Source organism: Streptomyces sp. NPDC031064, assembly GCF_055570965.1.
The window spans coordinates 422,400-438,290 of record NZ_JBVIGF010000006.1; the positions used below are offsets into that span (position 1 = coordinate 422,400).

Consider the following 15,891-nt stretch of genomic DNA (forward strand, 5'->3'; position numbering starts at 1 on the left):
GGACCCCTTCCCATGCACGCAGACCTCTCCCGCGTCACCTTCCGGCCGGACCGGCACTACTCGGCGGTGATCGCCCAGCAGGGCCGGGTCCAGCTCGACGCGGACGCCAATGAGCAGGCCGCGATCCAGTTGGCCCGGGCCCGTACCATCGCCGCCGACCTCATCGGCCGGTACGGCGGCCCGATCGGGGCGACCGGTTTCAAGATCGACTTCAAGGGCCGTGGCCAGGAGCTGGACGAGCTGACCATCGGCCCCGGCCGCTACTACGTGGACGGCATCGCACTGGACGCGACGCGCCCCCGGCCCGGCACGCCGGTCGACGACGACGGGCAGGCGGCCGTGGACGAGGGCGACAAGGGCGGCCGGGCCCCGGCGACCCCGGCGCAGCCGGACACCTGGACGTACTGGGACCAGCCGGACGGGTACCGGGACCCGGAGCGGCCCGGCGACCGGCTGCCCGCCCGGTTCCCGTACCTGGCGTACCTGAAGGTGTGGGAGCGGTCGGTCACCGCGGCCGAGGACCCGCTGCTGCGGGAGGTGGCGCTGGGTTCCGCGATGCCGGACACGGCGGCCCGCCTGAAGGTCGTCTGGCAGGTGCTGGCGCTGCCGGGTGACCGGCTGGAGGTGGCGGACCAGCGGGACAAGGACCAGATCCGCGCGGCCTTCGCCGCCTGGGCGGCCGCGCAGACCCCCACCTCCCGGATGGCGGCCCGCAGCCGGCGCCCCGACCACACGGACGAGGACCCGTGCCTGGTCCGGCCGGACGCCCGTTACCGTGGCCCGGAGAACCAGCTCTACCGGGTGGAGGTCCACGAGGGCGGGACGGCGGAGAACGCCACGTTCAAGTGGTCCCGGGAGAACGGCTCGGTGACCTTCGCGGTCGACGAGCTCGACGGTACGTGGGTGGAGCTGGCCTCGCTGGGCAGTGACGACAAGCTCGACCTGAACGTCGGTGACTGGGTCGAGTTCACCGACACCGCCTACGTCAGCCGTGGTGAGCCGCTGCCGCTGCTGCGGGTCGAGGAGGTCGACCTGCCGGGGCGCCGGGTGCGGCTGTCGGCGGAGCCCGACCCGTCGGTGGGGCGCCGCCCCGAACTCCACCCGTTCCTGCGGCGCTGGGACCACCGCGCCCCGGGCGGTCGTCCGCACAAGGGGGCGCCGAAGCCCCGGGGCGGGGCGCTGCGGATCGAGGAGGGCCGCTGGCTGCCGCTGGAGGACGGCGTCGAGGTGTACTTCGAGCCGGGCCGGACCTACCGCTCGGGCGACTTCTGGACGGTCGCCGCGCGGACGGCGACGGGTGACGTGGAGTGGCCCACGGACGCGGCCCGCCGGCCGCTGCTCCAGGCCCCGGGCGGCATCCAGGTCCATTACGCGCCCCTCGCCTGGGTGTTCGGCGAGGGCTCGATATCCGACCTGCGCCTGGCGTTCGGGCCGCTCTCCGTTCCGGTCCCGCCGGCGAGGGAGGAGGAACTGGCGGCGGAGGCGGCGGCCGAGGCGGAGGCCAGGGCCGCCGAAACGGCCGATCCGTCCCAGCAGGGCGAGAACTGACCGAGCATCCGAACCGGGAAAAGGAGCACCACGATGGCAACTCCGCTGTCCGCCTCCCAACTGCTCAAGGTCCTTCGTGACGAGGGCCTGGAGGTCGTCGAGCACCGCAACTGGCGTACGCACAACCGCAACCACAAGGGCCCGTGGGGGCCGGTGCACGGGGTGATGATCCACCACACCGTGACCTCGGGCACCCAGAACTCCGTGAACATCTGCTACAACGGCCACTCCAGCCTGCCCGGGCCGCTGTGCCACGGGGTGATCGCCAAGGACGGCTCGGTGTACCTGGTCGGCAACGGCCGGGCCAACCACGCGGGGCTCGGCGACGACGAGGTCCTCCGCGCGGTGATCGACGAGCGTGCGCCGCTGCCGGCCGACAACGAGGCCAACGCCGATGGCAACCGGTACTTCTACGGCTTCGAGTGCGTCAATCTCGGCAACGGCAGCGACCCGTGGCCGGCCGCCCAACTGGAGGCGATCGAGAAGGCGGCGGCGGCGATCTGCCGGGCGCACGGCTGGTCGGACCGCTCGGTGATCGGGCACAAGGAGTGGCAGCCGGGGAAGATCGACCCGCGCGGGTTCACCATGGACTCGATGCGGGGCCGGATCAGACAGCGGCTCGGCGGGAAGCCGGACGGCCCGGCGAAGCCGCCCGCGTCGAAGCCCCCGGCGTCGTACGAGCCGTTCCCCGGCTCCGCGTACTTCGCTCCGGGCCGGCGCAGCCCGGTGATCACGGCCATGGGCAAGCGGCTGGTGGCGGAGGGCTGCGGACGGTACGAGGTCGGCCCCGGGCCCGAGTGGAGCGAGGCGGACCGCAAGTCGTACGCGGCCTGGCAGCGCAAGCTCGGCTACGCGGGCAGCGACGCCGACGGCATCCCGGGCAAGGCGAGCTGGGACAAGCTGAAGGTGCCCAACGTCTGACCCGCGTCCCCGGCACCCAGGGCTCAGGTACGGCGGCCGTGGGTGCCGGGGGTGTGGCCGAAGGCGCGGCGGAAGACGTCGATGAAGGCGCTGGTGGAGGACCAGCCGCAGCGGTGGGCGACGGTGGTCACCGCGTCGCCGTCGGCCAGCATGCGCAAGGCGTGGTACAGGCGCAGTTGGGTGCGCCACTGCGGGAACGTCATGCCGAGCTCGCGGCGGAACAGCCGGCTGAGGGTGCGTTCACCGGCCCCGGTGGCGGCGCCCAGCGACGCCAGGGTGCGCGGGTCCGCCGGGTCGCGGTGCAGCAGGTCGCACACGGCCCTGAGGCGGGGGTCGGCCGGCGTGGGCAGGTGGACGGGCTGCTGGGGCGAGGCGCGCAGTTGGTCCAGGAGGACCGCGTACAGGCGCCGCCGCTCGGGAGTGTCGTCGTGGGGGCCGCCGGTGAGGGCGAGGATCAGTTCGCGCAGCAGGGGGCTGACGGCGAGGACGGTGGGGGCGGACAGGCCGAGGGGGTTGGTGTCGGCGGGCAGGCCCAGCAGGTGCAGGTCGAGGTGGCCGTGGGCGCGGTGCGCGTGGACGCATCCGGCGGGCACCCAGATGGCGCGGGTGCCGGGGGCGAACCAGGTGCCGGCGTCGGTGGTGACGGCGAGGACGCCGGAGCCGGCGTAGACGATCTGGTGGTCGTCGTGGCGGTGGGCGTCGATGCGCTCCCCGGGCGCGAGGGTCCGGCTGCGGGTGGGCGCCTCGGGGGTGTGGCGGATGTCCGGCATGGATTGGCAATTTATCGGAAGCGGGCCATGTCGTGCCGTGGCGACGATGGCCGGGTGGCCAAGACCAGGACCTCTCGCTCCCGCCCCATCGCGCTGCTGGCCCTCGGGCACGCCTGCGTGGATGTCTACCAGGGCTCCGTCGCCGCGCTCGTGCCGTTCCTCGTCGCCGAGCGTGCCTACACCTACGCCGCCGCGTCCGGTGTCGTGCTGGCCGCCTCGCTGCTGTCGTCGGTGGTGCAGCCGCTGTTCGGGGCGCTCACCGACCGGTGGGCCATGCGCCCGCTGCTGCCGGTGAGCGCCCTGGTCAGCGGGGTGGGCGTCGCCCTGGCCGGGGTCACCGGCTCGTACGCCCTGACGCTGGCGCTGGTCGCGCTGTCGGGGATGGGGGTCGCCGCGTACCACCCGGAGGCCGCGCGGGTGGCGAGGGCGGCCGGCCGCGGCAGCCACACCGCGATGGGCTGGTTCTCCCTCGGCGGCAACCTCGGGTTCGCCACCGCGCCGCTGCTGGTCTCGGCGGTCGTCGCCGCGGGGGGCCTGCGCGCCTCGCCGCTGCTGGTGGTCCCGGGGCTGGCCGGTGCGGCGCTGTGCGTGGCCGCGCTGCGGTCGATGCCGCCGCGGGCGGCCGCGCCGGCGGCCACCTCCGGCGCGGGCCCGGCGGGAGGCGGCCGGGACGACTGGGCCTCATTCGCCGGGCTGTCCGGGGCCGTCGTGTGCCGCTCGGTGGTCTTCGTCGGGCTGAGCGCGTTCGTCTCGCTGTACGCGGCCCGGCGCACCGGCGGCGGGGAGGCGGCCGGCACGGTCGCGCTGTCCGTCCTGTACCTCGGCGGCGCGGTCGGCGCCGTGGTGGGCGGGCACCTCGCCACCCGGTTCGGCCGCCTCCCCGTGGTCCGCTGGTCCTACGCGCTGACCGTCCCGGCCGTGGCGGGCGTCGTCCTGGTCCCCGGCCCGGCGCTGTACGTGTTCGTCGCCCTGACGTCGGTGGGCCTGTACGTGCCGTTCTCCTTGCAGGTCACCCTCGGCCAGGACTATCTGCCCCGGCGCGTCGGCACCGCCGGTGGCGTCACGCTGGGGCTGGCGGTCAGCGTCGGCGCGGTCGCGAGCCCGCTGATCGGCGCGGTCGCCGACGCTGCGTCGTTGCAGGTGGCCCTCGCCCCGCTGATCCTGCTGCCCGGGGTGGGCTGGTTCCTGCTGCGGCGGCTGCGCGAGCCCATTGCATATTCATGCATGCGATGACATATTGGTCATACCGCGCATTACGAGGAGTTCCACCGAATGGCCCACGAAGCCGACCAGACCCCTCCCACCCCGGCGTTCCACATCGACCTCACCCGCGCTCGCGACTGCCACGTCTGCGGCGAGTGGGGCACCGTGATCGACGCCCACGGCCATGACGAACCGTGCCCGACCTGCCAGCGACCCGGGGGGACGTGACGGCCCGCTGCGCTTTGCCGTCCGCACGGAGAAGCCGGTTCCCGAAAGTGCCGCTCACCACGCGAACTCCCGCCGCCTAGGCGTCCGTTGCCGGGCCGCCGCCTCTTTCCGACCCTGCGGCCGAGCCCGTCGGTGAAGCGGTCCACCCCATGACGTACGCGGCATCGGCCGCCGCGCGGTGAGTCGCCAACTCCAGCCCGAGCGACCGGACTTCGGTACACCCGGGGTGCATCTCCGGTGCGGCGTCGGGGGGTTGTTGAGGCCCCTGTTCCCGTCACGGTTCGGCCGTGCGTTATTCACGCCCAGCGGGTGACAGGAAGTGGTGTTCCCAGCAGCGCGAGTCTGCAATCGTCGCTGCTGAGGCGGTGCCACAGCGGCATCGGAAGGACCTTCCCTCCGCATCCGCGCCGCACAGGGTGACACCACCCCGGTTCAGGGGCCGACCGGTCCCCGGGACGGGAGGAACAGGTGGACAAGCGCTACGAGGCCTACTGCCTCATGGACGCGGACTTCTACGACACGCCGGACCGCGTCCATGGCGGTGACACCGCGTTCCCGCAGGCCGAGTGTCCGGCTCCCGACACCTGGCGGCGCTCCGAGATCGACGACTGGGTCGTCCTCCGCCCCGACGACGCGCACCTCCCCCTCCAGGGCTGGAAGATCCACGTGTCCGCGTCCCTCGACGACGCGGCGCAGATCCTCACCGACGTCTGGAACTACTGCGTCCCGCGCCGGATCGCCTTCAAGTTCCTGCCCGGCAAGGACGTGCTGCTGCTCGCCAACGCCAAGTACGCGGACCGGGGGTCGAGCGGCAAGTTCGTGACGATCTACCCGGCCGACGAGGCCGCGCTGCAGCGCGTGCTCACCGAGCTGGGCCCGGTGCTCGCCGGTCGCCACGGGCCGTACATCCTCAGCGACCTGCGCTGGGGCGACGGGCCGCTGTACGTCCGGTACGGCGGCTTCGGCGAGCGGTACTGCGTCTCGCCGGACGGAAAGGTGGAGCTCGCGATCGAGGACGGCGAGGGCCGGCTGGTGCCGGACGTCCGGGGGCCGACCTTCCAGGTGCCCGACTGGGTGGAGCTGCCCGCCTTCCTCTCCCCGCACCTGGCCGCGCGCGGCGGCGGGGCCACGCTCGCCGACCTGCCGTACCGGTTCGACAGCGCCTTGCACTTCTCGAACGGCGGCGGTCTCTACGCCGGCGAGGACGTGCGCTCCGGGGAGCGCGTGGTGCTCAAGGAAGCCCGGCCGTACGCCGGGCTGACGGCCGACGGCCGGGACGCGGTCGCCCGCCTGATCAACGAGAAGGAGACCCTCGAAAGGCTGCGGGGCCTGGACTGCGTACCGGCGCTGCACGACCACTTCGTGCGGGCCGGGCACCACTTCCTCGTCGAGGAGTACGTCGACGGCACGGAACTGGAGCACCTCTTCGTCGACCGGTACCCCCTGGTCGTGCCGCGCCCCGACGACGCGGCGCTGGCCGGCCACGCCGCCTGGGCCACGGAGCTGTACGACCGGGTGGAGCGGGCCGCCGCCGCGATCCACGACCGCGGGGTGGTCATCGGTGACCTCCAGCCCTCGAACATCATGGTCCGCCCGGACGGGCGCGTGGTGCTGATCGACTTCGAGGGCGCGACGGACGTGACGGAGGCGAGGCGTCAGGTGCTGGGCGCCCAGGGATTCACGGCACCTGGCGAGCGGCGCGGCTTCGCCGTCGACGACTACGCCCTCGCCTGCCTCAAGCTCTTCCTCTTCATGCCGCTGACCGGCCTGTTCACCCTGGACCCGGGCAAGGCCCAACAGCTCGCGGCGGAAGCGGCGCGCACCTTCCCCGTCCCCCGCTCCTACTTCGACGACGCGGTACGCACCCTCACGGGCGGCGCCGTCGCACCGGCGGGCGCGGGACCGCGCCTGAGGGCGGACCACGACGGCTGGGCGACGGCCCGCGACTCGCTGGCCGGGGCCATCCTCGCGGCGGCCACGCCCGAGCGGGACGACCGGCTCTTCCCCGGCGACATCGAGCAGTTCGAGACGCCGGGCGGCGGGCTGGGCGTGGCGTACGGCGCGGCCGGGGTGCTGTACGCGCTCGACGTGACCGGCGCCGGCCGCCACCCCGAGCACGAGGAGTGGCTGATCCGGCGGGCCCTGCACCCCGAGCCGGGCATCCGTCTCGGCTTCTACGACGGGCTGCACGGCGTCGCGTACGTGCTCGACCACCTCGGTCACCGGCACGAGGCGCTCAAGGTCCTCGACCAGTGCGCGGGCGAACGCTGGCAGGACCTCGGGCTCGATCTGCACGGCGGGCTGTCGGGCATCGGCCTGAACCTGCTCCGCTTCGCGTCGGTCACCGGCGACCCTGCCCTCCACGACGCGGCCGTGCAGGCGGTGGACGCCGTGGCCTCCCGGCTCGGCACGGCGGACTCCGTGCCGGAGATCAGCGGCGGGGACCACCCCTACGCCGGTCTGCTGCGCGGCTCGGCGGGCCCGGCGCTGCTCTTCCTCCGGTGGTACGACCGCACGGGCGAGCCGGTGCTGCTCGATCTCGCCGCGACGGCCCTGCGGCAGGACCTGCGCCGGTGCCTCGTGCGCGAGGAGGGCGAGATGGAGGTCAACGAGGGCTGGCGGACGATGCCGTACCTCGCCGACGGCAGCGTGGGCATCGGCCTCGTCCTCGACGACTACCTCGCGCACCGCCACGACGACGCCTTCGCCGAGGCGTCGGCCGCGATCCGGCTGGCCGCCGAGGGCGGTTTCTACATGGAGCCGGGCCTCTTCGACGGCCTGGCCGGCATGATCCTCCACCTCAGCCGCTCGCATCCGCCCGGTACGGCGGCCGAGCGCGACCCGGTGGTCGGCGAGCAGATACGCCGCCTGGCGAGGTACGCCGTGGAGCGCCGGGGCCGCCTGATGTTCCCGGGCGAGCAGTTGATGCGGCTCTCCCTCGACCTGGCCACCGGCAGCGCCGGGGTGCTGCTGGCGCTCGGCGCCGCGCTCCACGACGCCCCCGTGCACCTGCCGTTCCTCGAACGGCCCGAAGCCATGAAAGTCCCCGTCCCCACGGAGAAGCAGAACGGAGGTGAGACACCATGACGATCCTCGACCTGCAGGGCATGGAAACCAGCCACCACGGCAAGCCCAGGAGGAGCGGCGCCAGCAAGCACTGCGGTGGCGGCGGCGGCAGCAGGCTCAGTCTGTTGCTCTGCTGAACCACGACCGGGGCGAGGACGCCCGCAACGCGTCCCCGCCCCTCTCCTATGTGTACGCGCGTGTAACGGGAGACGCCCATGGACCGACGCGGCGCGGACCGCCTGCTGCTCGCGGCGGCCCGGCGGGGCGGGCCCTGGGTACTCGTCATGCTGGCCACCGCGCTGCTGCTCGCCGGTGTCTACACGGTGCTGCCGGCCCTCATGGGCCGCACTCTGGACGCCGTGCTCAGCGGCGGCGACATCGCGTTGTGGCTGTCCCTGAGCGTCGCCGCGATCCTCCTGCTGATGGTGTGCGACATCGCCGACGACCTCGCGGGCAAACTGGCCGAGGCCCGGTCCGTCGCCTGGCTGCGCCACACCCTGCTGCGCGGCGTGTTGGGCCTGGGCACGCGTGCCACGCGCCGCTTCACGCCCGGCGACCTGGTGAGCCGGCTGGTCGGCAACACCGCCCGGACCGGGCAGGTGGCGTCGACCCTGGTGTGGGCGGTCATGGACCTGGTGCCCCCGCTCGGCGCGGTCGTCGCGCTGGCGCTGATCGACCCCTGGCTGTGCCTCACCTTCGTGGTGGGGCTGCCCGTGGTGCTGTCCCTGGTGCGCACCTTCATCCGTGACGCCTCCGACATCAACGAGCGCTACTTCGACGCGCAGGGCAGGCTGGCCGCCCGGCTCGTCGACGCCCTGGCCGGTATCCGGACCATCACCGCGGCCGGCACCGTGGACCGCGAGGTGCGGCGCGTGCTGGGTCCGCTGCCGGAGCTGCGCCGGCACGGGGCGGGGATGTGGCGGGCCCTCGCGCGCGTGTCGTCGCGGGAGTCGCTGGCCATCCCGCTGCTGGAGGTCGCCGTGCTCGCGGTCGCGGGCCTGGAGCTGGCGCGCGGGCGGATCACCCCGGGGCAGGTCCTGGCGGCCGGCGAGTACGTGGCCCTGGCGACCGGTATCGGCTCCCTGGTGACGTCGGCGAACCGGATCGCCCTCGCCCGGGCGACCGCGAGCCGGGTCCGTGAGGTGCTCACCGAGCCCCCGGTGCCGTACGGGCGCGAGAAGCTGCCCGACGGGCCGGGGCGAATGGAGTTCCGTGGCGTCACGGTACGCGGGGCGGGCGGGGAGGCCGTCCTGGCGGACCTGTGGCTGACCGTCCCCGGCGGGGCGCTGGTCGCGGTCGCCGGGCGCTCCGGATCGGGCAAGTCCGTGCTGGCCGCGCTGGCGGGGCGGCTCGTCGACCCGGACGAGGGCGAGGTGCTGCTGGACGGCGTGCCGCTGCGCCGCCTCGACCGGCCGGTGCTGCGGCGGGCGGTGGCGTACGGCTTCGAACGGCCCGTGCTGCTGGGTGAGACGTTCGGGGACGCCATCGCTTTCGGGTCCAGGGGCGCCGGTGCGGAGGAGGTGGCGCGGCAGGCGGCGGCGGCGCGGGCGGACGCGTTCATCCGGCGGATGCCCCAGGGCTACGGGACGCGGCTCGCCGACGCCCCCGTCTCGGGTGGCGAGACGCAGCGGGTGGGGCTGGCGCGGGCGTTCCTCCAGGCGGGGCGGGTGCTGGTGCTGGACGACGTGGCCGCCAGCCTGGACACCGTGACCGAGCACCACATCACCCGGGTGCTGACCGGCACGGGCGCTCTGGCGGGCCGCACCCGCCTGGTGGTCACGCACCGGGCCTCCACGGCCGCCCGGGCGGACCTCGTCGTCTGGCTGGACGGGGGCGGCGTGCGCGGCCTGGGCACGCACGGCGAGCTCTGGGCCGATCCGGCCTACCGGGCCGCCTTCCAGCCACCCGCGGCGGACGCGGGCGCCGGGGGGCGGCGTGCGGGAGCCGGTACGGCGGGAGCCGGTACGGCGGGAGCCGGTACGGCGGGAGCCGGTACGGCGGCCGGGGGCGGGACGTGACCGGCCGGGCGGGCGGGCTGCTGCTGGCGTCGCTGCGCAGGCGGCGCGGGGCGTTCGTGCGGCTCACCGGGTGGTCGCTGGTCCAGGGCGTGCCCGCCTTCCTCTCCGGCTGGGCGGTCGCCCGTGCCGTGGACGACGGCTTCCTCGCCGGCCGAACCGGGACCGGGCTCGCCTGGCTGGGGGTGCTGGCGGCGGCCATCGTGGTGGGCGCGTGGGCGACCCATCACGCCACGCTCGGGCTGTGCGCCGTCGTCGAGCCGCTCCGCGACGAGCTGGTCACGCTCGTGGCCTCGGGCACGCTGCACGAGTCCGCCCGGGTCGGGCGGCCGGCCGATTCCGCCGGGGTGGCGCGGCTGACCGAGCACGTGGAGATCGCCCGGGAGGCGTACGGCGCGGTCGTCATGTTCGTGCAGGGGTTCGTGGTCACGGCGGTGGGCGTGCTGCTGGGCCTGGCCACGCTGGACCCCGCGCTGCTGGTGTTCGTGCTGCCGCCGCTGCTCGCGGGCCTCGGGCTGTTCGCCGCGGCGCTGCGGGCGCTGGCCGCGCGTCAGCGGGCGGTGGTGCTGGCCGACGAGCGCATGGCCGAGAGCGTCGGCTCGGTGACCGGCGGGCTGCGTGACGTGGTGGCGTGCGGCGCCGAGGACCTCGTACGGGAGCGGACCGGTGAGCGTATCGACGCGACGGCCCGGGCCACCCGGGCGCTGGCCCGGGCGACCGCGCTGCGCACGGCGTCGCTGGGCGTCGGCGGCTGGCTGCCCCTGGTCCTGCTCCTGGCCGGGGCACCGTGGCTGGTGCAGCGCGGCGTGACGGCGGGTGCGGTGCTGGGCGCGGTGACGTATGTGACGCAGGGCCTCCAGCCCGCGTTGCAGGGCCTGGTCCAGGGCGTCGGCGGCAGCGGGCTGTGGCTGCTGGTCACCGTCGGCCGCATCGCGGAGGTGAGCGGGGCCGCCGGGTCCGCCGCGCCACCGGGGTCCGAGGCGCCCGAGCGGTCACCGGCCGCCGCCGCGCCCGCCGCGCCGCACGGTTCCGGCGCGGGCGCGGGCGTGGGCGTGGGCGTGGAGCTGGACGGGGTGACATTCGGGTACGCCCGGTCCGCCGAACCGGTGATCGACCGGCTGGACCTGGTGCTGCGGCCGGGCGAGCACCTGGCCGTCGTGGGGCCCAGCGGGGCGGGGAAGTCGACGTTCGCCGCGCTGGTGGCGGGCGTGCTGGAACCGGCCGCCGGGCAGGTCCTGCTGGGTGGCGTACCGCCCATGGGGCGGGCCGGTGACGGGCTCGCGCGGCACCGGGTGCTGATCCCGCAGGAGGCGTACGTGTTCGCCGGGACGCTCCGGGAGAACCTCACCTACCTGGAGCCCGGTGCCGCCCCGGCGGCGGTGGACGCGGCGGTGGACGCGGTGGGCGCCCGGCCGCTGGTGGAACGCCTGGGCGGGTACGACGCGCCCGTCGACCCGCAGGAGCTGTCGGCCGGTGAGCGGCAGCTCCTCGCCCTGGTGCGGGCCTACCTGCCGGCCGCCGGGCTGGTCCTGCTGGACGAGGCGACGTGCCACCTCGACCCGGCGGCCGAGGCCCGCGCGGAGGAGGCGTTCGCCCGGCGTCCGGGGACGCTGGTCGTGTGCGCGCACCGGATCAGTTCGGCGCTGCGGGCGGACCGCGTCCTGGTGCTGGACGGTGCGCGGGCCGCCCTGGGGACGCACGAGGAGCTGATGGCGGGCTCGGCCCTCTACCGGGACCTGGTCGGGCACTGGGAGGTCACAGCCAGCCCGACTCCCGGGCGATCCGGATCGCGTCGATCCGGTTCCGCGCTCCGATCTTGCGGGTGATCGCCGACAGGTGGTTGCGCACCGTGCCCACGGACAGCGACAGCCGGTCGGCGATCTCCGTGCCCGGAGTGCCCTCGGCCGCGAGCCGCAGCACCTCCCGCTCACGCGGCGTCAGGGGGTTCTCGACCGCGTCGAGCACTTGCAGGGCCAGGTCCGGGTCGATGTAGCGCTGTCCCCCGACGACCTTGCGGATGCCCTCGACGAGCCGGTCCGGGGGGCCGTCCTTCCCGATGAGGCCGGGCGGCCGCAGGGACAGCACCCTGCGCAGTCGCTCCAGGGTCGGTGCCCCCGCCACCAGCAGCGTCCGGCACTCGGGCAGCCGCTCGCACAGTTCACCCGCCGTGGCCAGCGCCTGGTCCTGGTGCGCGTCGACGTCGATGACGACCACGTCGGGGCGGTACGAGAGCGCTCTGGCGAGGATCCGTCCGTCCCCGCCGGACTCCGCGACGACCTCCATGTCGTCCTCGTGGGTCAGGACGGCGGCGAGCGCCCCGCGCAGCAGCCCGTTTTCCTCGACGAGAAGAACACGGATCACTGGCACTCCCTGCGGTAGGACCTGCCCTAGGACGGATTATCCCCGCATGTCCCGTGACGTGCCCGGTCAGTAGTTCTGCCACTCGTGGCGGGTGTACTCCAGGACCACCGGGTCCAGCAGGGTGCTCGCGCGTACGTCCTGGGGGCGCCGGTCGACCGGGAAGACGGTGGCGGCCGCGAGGACGTCGTCGTCGAGGAAGCGCAGCGGCGGGGCGTCGGCCGCCAGCCGCAGCGTGGGCGGCGGGCCGTCGGCGCCGGGCGTGGCGAGGATGAAGCCCCAGTTGCCGAAGCTGGGGACGTCGATCTGGTACGGGGTGGTCGCGTAGCCGGCCTCGCGGATCGTGGCGGCGATGGACCAGTACGACTTGGGCGCGAAGAACGGCGAACCGCCCTGCACCATGACGCGGCTGTCGGGGGTCAGGACCCGGCCCAGCAGGTGGTAGAACTCCACGCTGTAGAGCTTGGCCAGAGCGGCGGTGTCGGGGTCCGGGAAGTCGATGAGGACCGTGTCGTAGCGCTGGGTGGCGTCCCGCAGCCAGGTGAAGGCGTCGGCGTGGACGACGGTGACCCGGGGGTCGGACAGCGCGTGGTCGTTGAGGTCGAGCAGCGGGGCGAAGGTGCGGGCCAGCCGGGTCATCGCCGGGTCGAGGTCGACCAGGGTCACCTTGTCGACGTCGTCGTAGCGCAGCACCTCCCGGAGGGCCAGCGCGTCGCCGCCGCCCAGGACCAGCACGGAGGAGCGCTTCCCCGACAGGGCGGGGTGAACGAGCGCCTCGTGGTAGCGGTACTCGTCGACGGAGGAGAACTGGAGGTCGCCGTTGAGGAACAGCCGGGTGTCGGGCTGCCCGGTGAAGGCGGTGGAGCGGGTGACGACGATGTCCTGGTACGGGGTGGTCTCGGCGTGGACGATCGGGTCGCGGTAGAGCTGCTGACGGGCCGTGACCTCGATGTCGTCGGCCAGGACGTACACCGTTGCCAGTACGGCGAGGGCGGCGGCCGCGCCGGCCAGCAGCGCGTTCCGCACGACCGGGCGGGTCTCGCGGCGGAAGATCCACAGGATGACGACGACACCGGCCACGGCGTTGACCGCGCCCACCACCAGGGCGCCCTTGAGCTGGCCGAAGGCGGGCAGGAGCAGCAGCGGGAAGCACAGGCCGCCGACCAGCGCGCCGACGTAGTCCGCGGCGAACATGTCGGCCACGGCGCTGCCGGCCTCCTGCCGCCGGATCCGCTGAAGCAGGGTCATCAGCAGCGGGATCTCGGCTCCGACGAGGAGGCCGACGACGAACGAGACCACCACCATCGCCGGCATGTAGAGGCGCAGCCAGGCGAAGGCTACGTACAGGATGAGCACCGACAGGCCGCCGACGAGCGCGAGCAGGATCTCGACGAGGGCGAAGGAACCGACCGCGCGCCGTTGCAGGGGCTTGGCGGCCAGGGAACCGATGCCCATGGCGAAGACCATGACGGAGATGACCACGGAGGTCTGCATCACGGAGTTGCCGATGAGGTAACTGCCCAGCGCCGTCAGCGCCAGTTCGTAGACCAGGCCGCAGGCCGCGCAGACGAACACCGCGAGCAGCAGCAGGAAGCGTGTTCCGCGTGCGTACGTCCTCGGCGGCCGGGTCGCGGCGGCCACGGCGGTGCGGTCCTGGAGGGTGGTGCTCATGGTGGGTGGTTCAGGAGACCGCGGCGCCGACCATGAAGGCCGTGCCGAGGTACATGGCCGCCTGGACCCAGGCGGCGGGGTGGGGGCTGGTGCCGTTGTCGTCGAGCACGGCGTGGCCCAGGCGGCCCGGGGTCAGCAGGCCGACGATGACGGAGATCAGCGTCATCACGGCGACGCCGGCGAGACCGTACAGCAGAGTGCTGAAGAGGCCCTGGGAGAGGCCCTGCTCGGATTCGCTGGCCCGGATGGACTGCTCGATGACCAGGCCGATGGCGATGGTCTGGCCGGCGAGGAGGACGGCGGCGCCCCGGTTGCGCTCGGTCCACACCACGTGGACGAGCTTGCCGGGGGTGACGAGGTCGAGCGCGATGAAGCCGACCGCCATCACGACGAAGCCGACGAGGCCGTAGAGCAGGGCGATGCCTGCCGACTCGAAGATCTCTGCCACGGTGTGCCTTTCGGGGACGTCGTCGAGGAGTTCGGGAGGTTCGGGAGGGTTCGGAAGGAGGGGAACGAGGGGGCGGTCAGGGGGTGCGGGCCGGGTGGGTCACTTCCCGGAACCGGGGCCGCCGCCGCGGAAGGAGGCGCTGTCCGGGTCCGGCCACACCGAGCCGATGTGGGTACGCCAGCGGTGGTAGCCGCTGCGGTAGTCCGCGATCTCGATCAGGCTGCCGCGGCCGCTGCTGTGCGGGCTGATCGCGACGATGTCGTCGCGGTAGCGGAGGAACTCCTTGTCGCCGTCGACGAGGCGGTCGACGGCCGAGGTGTTGCCGTCGATCTCCTCGGCGACCTTCGACGCCGGGTCGGTCCGGTCGACGTAGCCCACGCCGCTGGAGGAGTACTCGCCGCGGATCCAGGCGGACGGGACGTCGTTGCCGTCGTCGTCCGGCTCGCTGGAACAGGCGGCGAGCGCCACCGTGGCGAGGAGCATCGCGCTGATGCGTCGAGCGGTCTTCATCGGGCCTCCAGCCGGGTGTGCGTCGCCACGATCTGGCGGCTCTGCGGGTAGGTGTGCCAGGTGCGCCAGCTCAGCCCGGCGCTCTCCCGTTCGACGGTCAGCGCGGTGACCGCCTCCGGGGAGCCGGGGAAGACCCCGTACAGCGCCCGGGGGTGGTCCTCGGACCGGTCGCGTATCCGCGCCACCCGTGCGCTGAACTCCTGGGCGTCGAAGCGCTCGACGTGGGCGCCGAAACGGTAGTGCCAGCCGTCGAAGTCCTGGGCCGCCGTGTCCGGCAGGCCGCCCTCGACGCCCGGCAGACAGGCGACGGTCTCCCGGACCGGACCGGCGAAGACCTGGTGGGAGGCGCCCAGGAGCCTGAGCTGCACATCGAGCCCGCCGACCGTCAGATCGCGGACGGCGAGCGCGTCGCGGGCGGGGCGTCCGAGCACGAACGACAGTTGGTCCGCGTCGGTGTCCAGGTACGGGGTCGTCAGCGCTATGCCGTTCATCCGGCGGCGCCCGGGCCTGTGACCGGCGACATGCCGAGCACGGCAAGCTCGAATCTCAACGATGATCCCCCGACTGCGAAAGTGCTTGGAGCGCGGCTGAGTATGGCACAAGCCGAAATCGCGCCACGTCCGGGGTGTCAGCCGTCCTGGGCCGGCCCGTGCCGCTCCCCGTCCCGGTCGGAACCGGGCCATACGTAGGGCAGGTCCGCCGGGACGTCGGTGAAGCGGTCCGCGTAGAAGCCCGGGTCCTTGCGCAGCAGGGCCGACCGGTGGCTGCGGTGGAAGTCGGCGTCGCCCAGCCAGGGCGGCAGCTCGCCGTCCTCGGCCAGTTCCTCCTGCCGGCGCACGGGCGCTGAGGGCCGTACGGCATGGAACCCGGCGAGCAGGGAGGCGGCGCAGGTGTCGCGGTGCCCTTTCGCGGTCCACACCCCGCAGACCTCCAGCCCGTAGCGGACCAGCGCCTCCTCGTACCCGGTCCACATCCGTACGGCCGGATGCCGCCGCCACGCGTAGCCCGGCACGGTCAGCCCACGCAGCACCTGGAGCGCCTCGACCCGCTGTTTGCCCAGGCGGCGCGGGTCGAGCGCCTCGGCGCTCTCCGCGAACCACGGGAACGGCAGGAACGTCTGCACGCGCACTTGTCTACCGTCTCCGGTGCGGCC

General features: G+C 73.9%; 14 protein-coding genes. 7 read left to right on the forward strand and 7 right to left on the reverse strand.

Annotation, left to right across the window (positions count from 1 at the left end):
* Positions 1-12: 12 nt before the first annotated feature.
* Entirely contained in the window at positions 13-1,548 is a 1,536-nt protein-coding gene (locus tag ACZ46W_RS23590; RefSeq protein ID WP_468340718.1) for a DUF6519 domain-containing protein, read from the forward strand.
* A 33-nt stretch (positions 1,549-1,581) separates the two neighbouring features.
* The gene (locus ACZ46W_RS23595; RefSeq protein WP_468340721.1) at positions 1,582-2,469 is read left to right on the forward strand and encodes a peptidoglycan-binding protein; all 888 of its coding nucleotides are present in this window, start codon (positions 1,582-1,584) and stop codon (positions 2,467-2,469) included.
* Between the two features lie 23 nt (positions 2,470-2,492).
* Here the strand turns inward: ACZ46W_RS23595 and ACZ46W_RS23600 are convergent, their stop codons facing one another.
* Positions 2,493-3,239, reverse strand: coding sequence for an AraC family transcriptional regulator (locus ACZ46W_RS23600; RefSeq protein WP_468340723.1), 747 nt, complete (start codon positions 3,237-3,239; stop codon positions 2,493-2,495).
* A gap of 54 nt (positions 3,240-3,293) precedes the next feature.
* On the opposite strand from ACZ46W_RS23600, the gene ACZ46W_RS23605 reads away from it, so the two are divergent.
* The 5 genes from ACZ46W_RS23605 to ACZ46W_RS23625 all read left to right on the forward strand — a co-directional run bounded on the left by ACZ46W_RS23605 (position 3,294) and on the right by ACZ46W_RS23625 (position 11,577).
* Positions 3,294-4,472, forward strand: coding sequence for an MFS transporter (locus ACZ46W_RS23605; protein ID WP_468340726.1), 1,179 nt, complete (start codon positions 3,294-3,296; stop codon positions 4,470-4,472).
* 666 nt (positions 4,473-5,138) lie between these two features.
* Complete coding sequence (gene lanKC / locus ACZ46W_RS23610) at positions 5,139-7,757, forward strand: class III lanthionine synthetase LanKC (RefSeq protein WP_468340729.1); 2,619 nt, start codon at positions 5,139-5,141, stop codon at positions 7,755-7,757.
* Positions 7,754-7,873, forward strand: a complete 120-nt coding sequence (locus ACZ46W_RS23615; RefSeq protein WP_468340731.1) for a SapB/AmfS family lanthipeptide — start codon at positions 7,754-7,756, stop codon at positions 7,871-7,873. Before lanKC ends, ACZ46W_RS23615 begins: the two co-directional genes overlap by 4 nt.
* A gap of 78 nt (positions 7,874-7,951) precedes the next feature.
* Positions 7,952-9,754, forward strand: a complete 1,803-nt coding sequence (locus ACZ46W_RS23620; RefSeq protein ID WP_468340734.1) for an ABC transporter ATP-binding protein — start codon at positions 7,952-7,954, stop codon at positions 9,752-9,754.
* Positions 9,751-11,577, forward strand: a complete 1,827-nt coding sequence (locus ACZ46W_RS23625; protein ID WP_468340737.1) for an ATP-binding cassette domain-containing protein — start codon at positions 9,751-9,753, stop codon at positions 11,575-11,577. The genes ACZ46W_RS23620 and ACZ46W_RS23625 overlap by 4 nt, the downstream gene beginning before the upstream one ends.
* On the opposite strand, the gene ACZ46W_RS23630 is transcribed toward ACZ46W_RS23625, so the two are convergent.
* The 6 genes from ACZ46W_RS23630 to ACZ46W_RS23655 all read right to left on the reverse strand — a co-directional run bounded on the left by ACZ46W_RS23630 (position 11,507) and on the right by ACZ46W_RS23655 (position 15,861).
* Positions 11,507-12,112, reverse strand: coding sequence for a response regulator transcription factor (locus ACZ46W_RS23630; protein WP_468340739.1), 606 nt, complete (start codon positions 12,110-12,112; stop codon positions 11,507-11,509). The two genes, ACZ46W_RS23625 and ACZ46W_RS23630, sit on opposite strands and share 71 nt — an antisense overlap.
* A gap of 66 nt (positions 12,113-12,178) precedes the next feature.
* Positions 12,179-13,780, reverse strand: a complete 1,602-nt coding sequence (locus ACZ46W_RS23635; protein WP_468340742.1) for a polyamine aminopropyltransferase — start codon at positions 13,778-13,780, stop codon at positions 12,179-12,181.
* 10 nt (positions 13,781-13,790) lie between these two features.
* On the reverse strand, positions 13,791-14,228 hold the full coding sequence (locus tag ACZ46W_RS23640; protein ID WP_468340745.1) for a DUF350 domain-containing protein: 438 nt from the start codon (positions 14,226-14,228) through the stop codon (positions 13,791-13,793).
* A gap of 99 nt (positions 14,229-14,327) precedes the next feature.
* Positions 14,328-14,738, reverse strand: a complete 411-nt coding sequence (locus ACZ46W_RS23645) for a DUF4247 domain-containing protein (protein ID WP_468340748.1) — start codon at positions 14,736-14,738, stop codon at positions 14,328-14,330.
* On the reverse strand, positions 14,735-15,229 hold the full coding sequence (locus ACZ46W_RS23650) for a DUF2617 family protein (RefSeq protein ID WP_468340751.1): 495 nt from the start codon (positions 15,227-15,229) through the stop codon (positions 14,735-14,737). The genes ACZ46W_RS23645 and ACZ46W_RS23650 overlap by 4 nt, the downstream gene beginning before the upstream one ends.
* Before the next feature lie 137 nt (positions 15,230-15,366).
* Positions 15,367-15,861 (reverse strand): MSMEG_6728 family protein, encoded by a 495-nt coding sequence (locus ACZ46W_RS23655; protein WP_468341167.1) that lies wholly within the window; start codon positions 15,859-15,861, stop codon positions 15,367-15,369.
* Positions 15,862-15,891 lie beyond the last annotated feature (30 nt).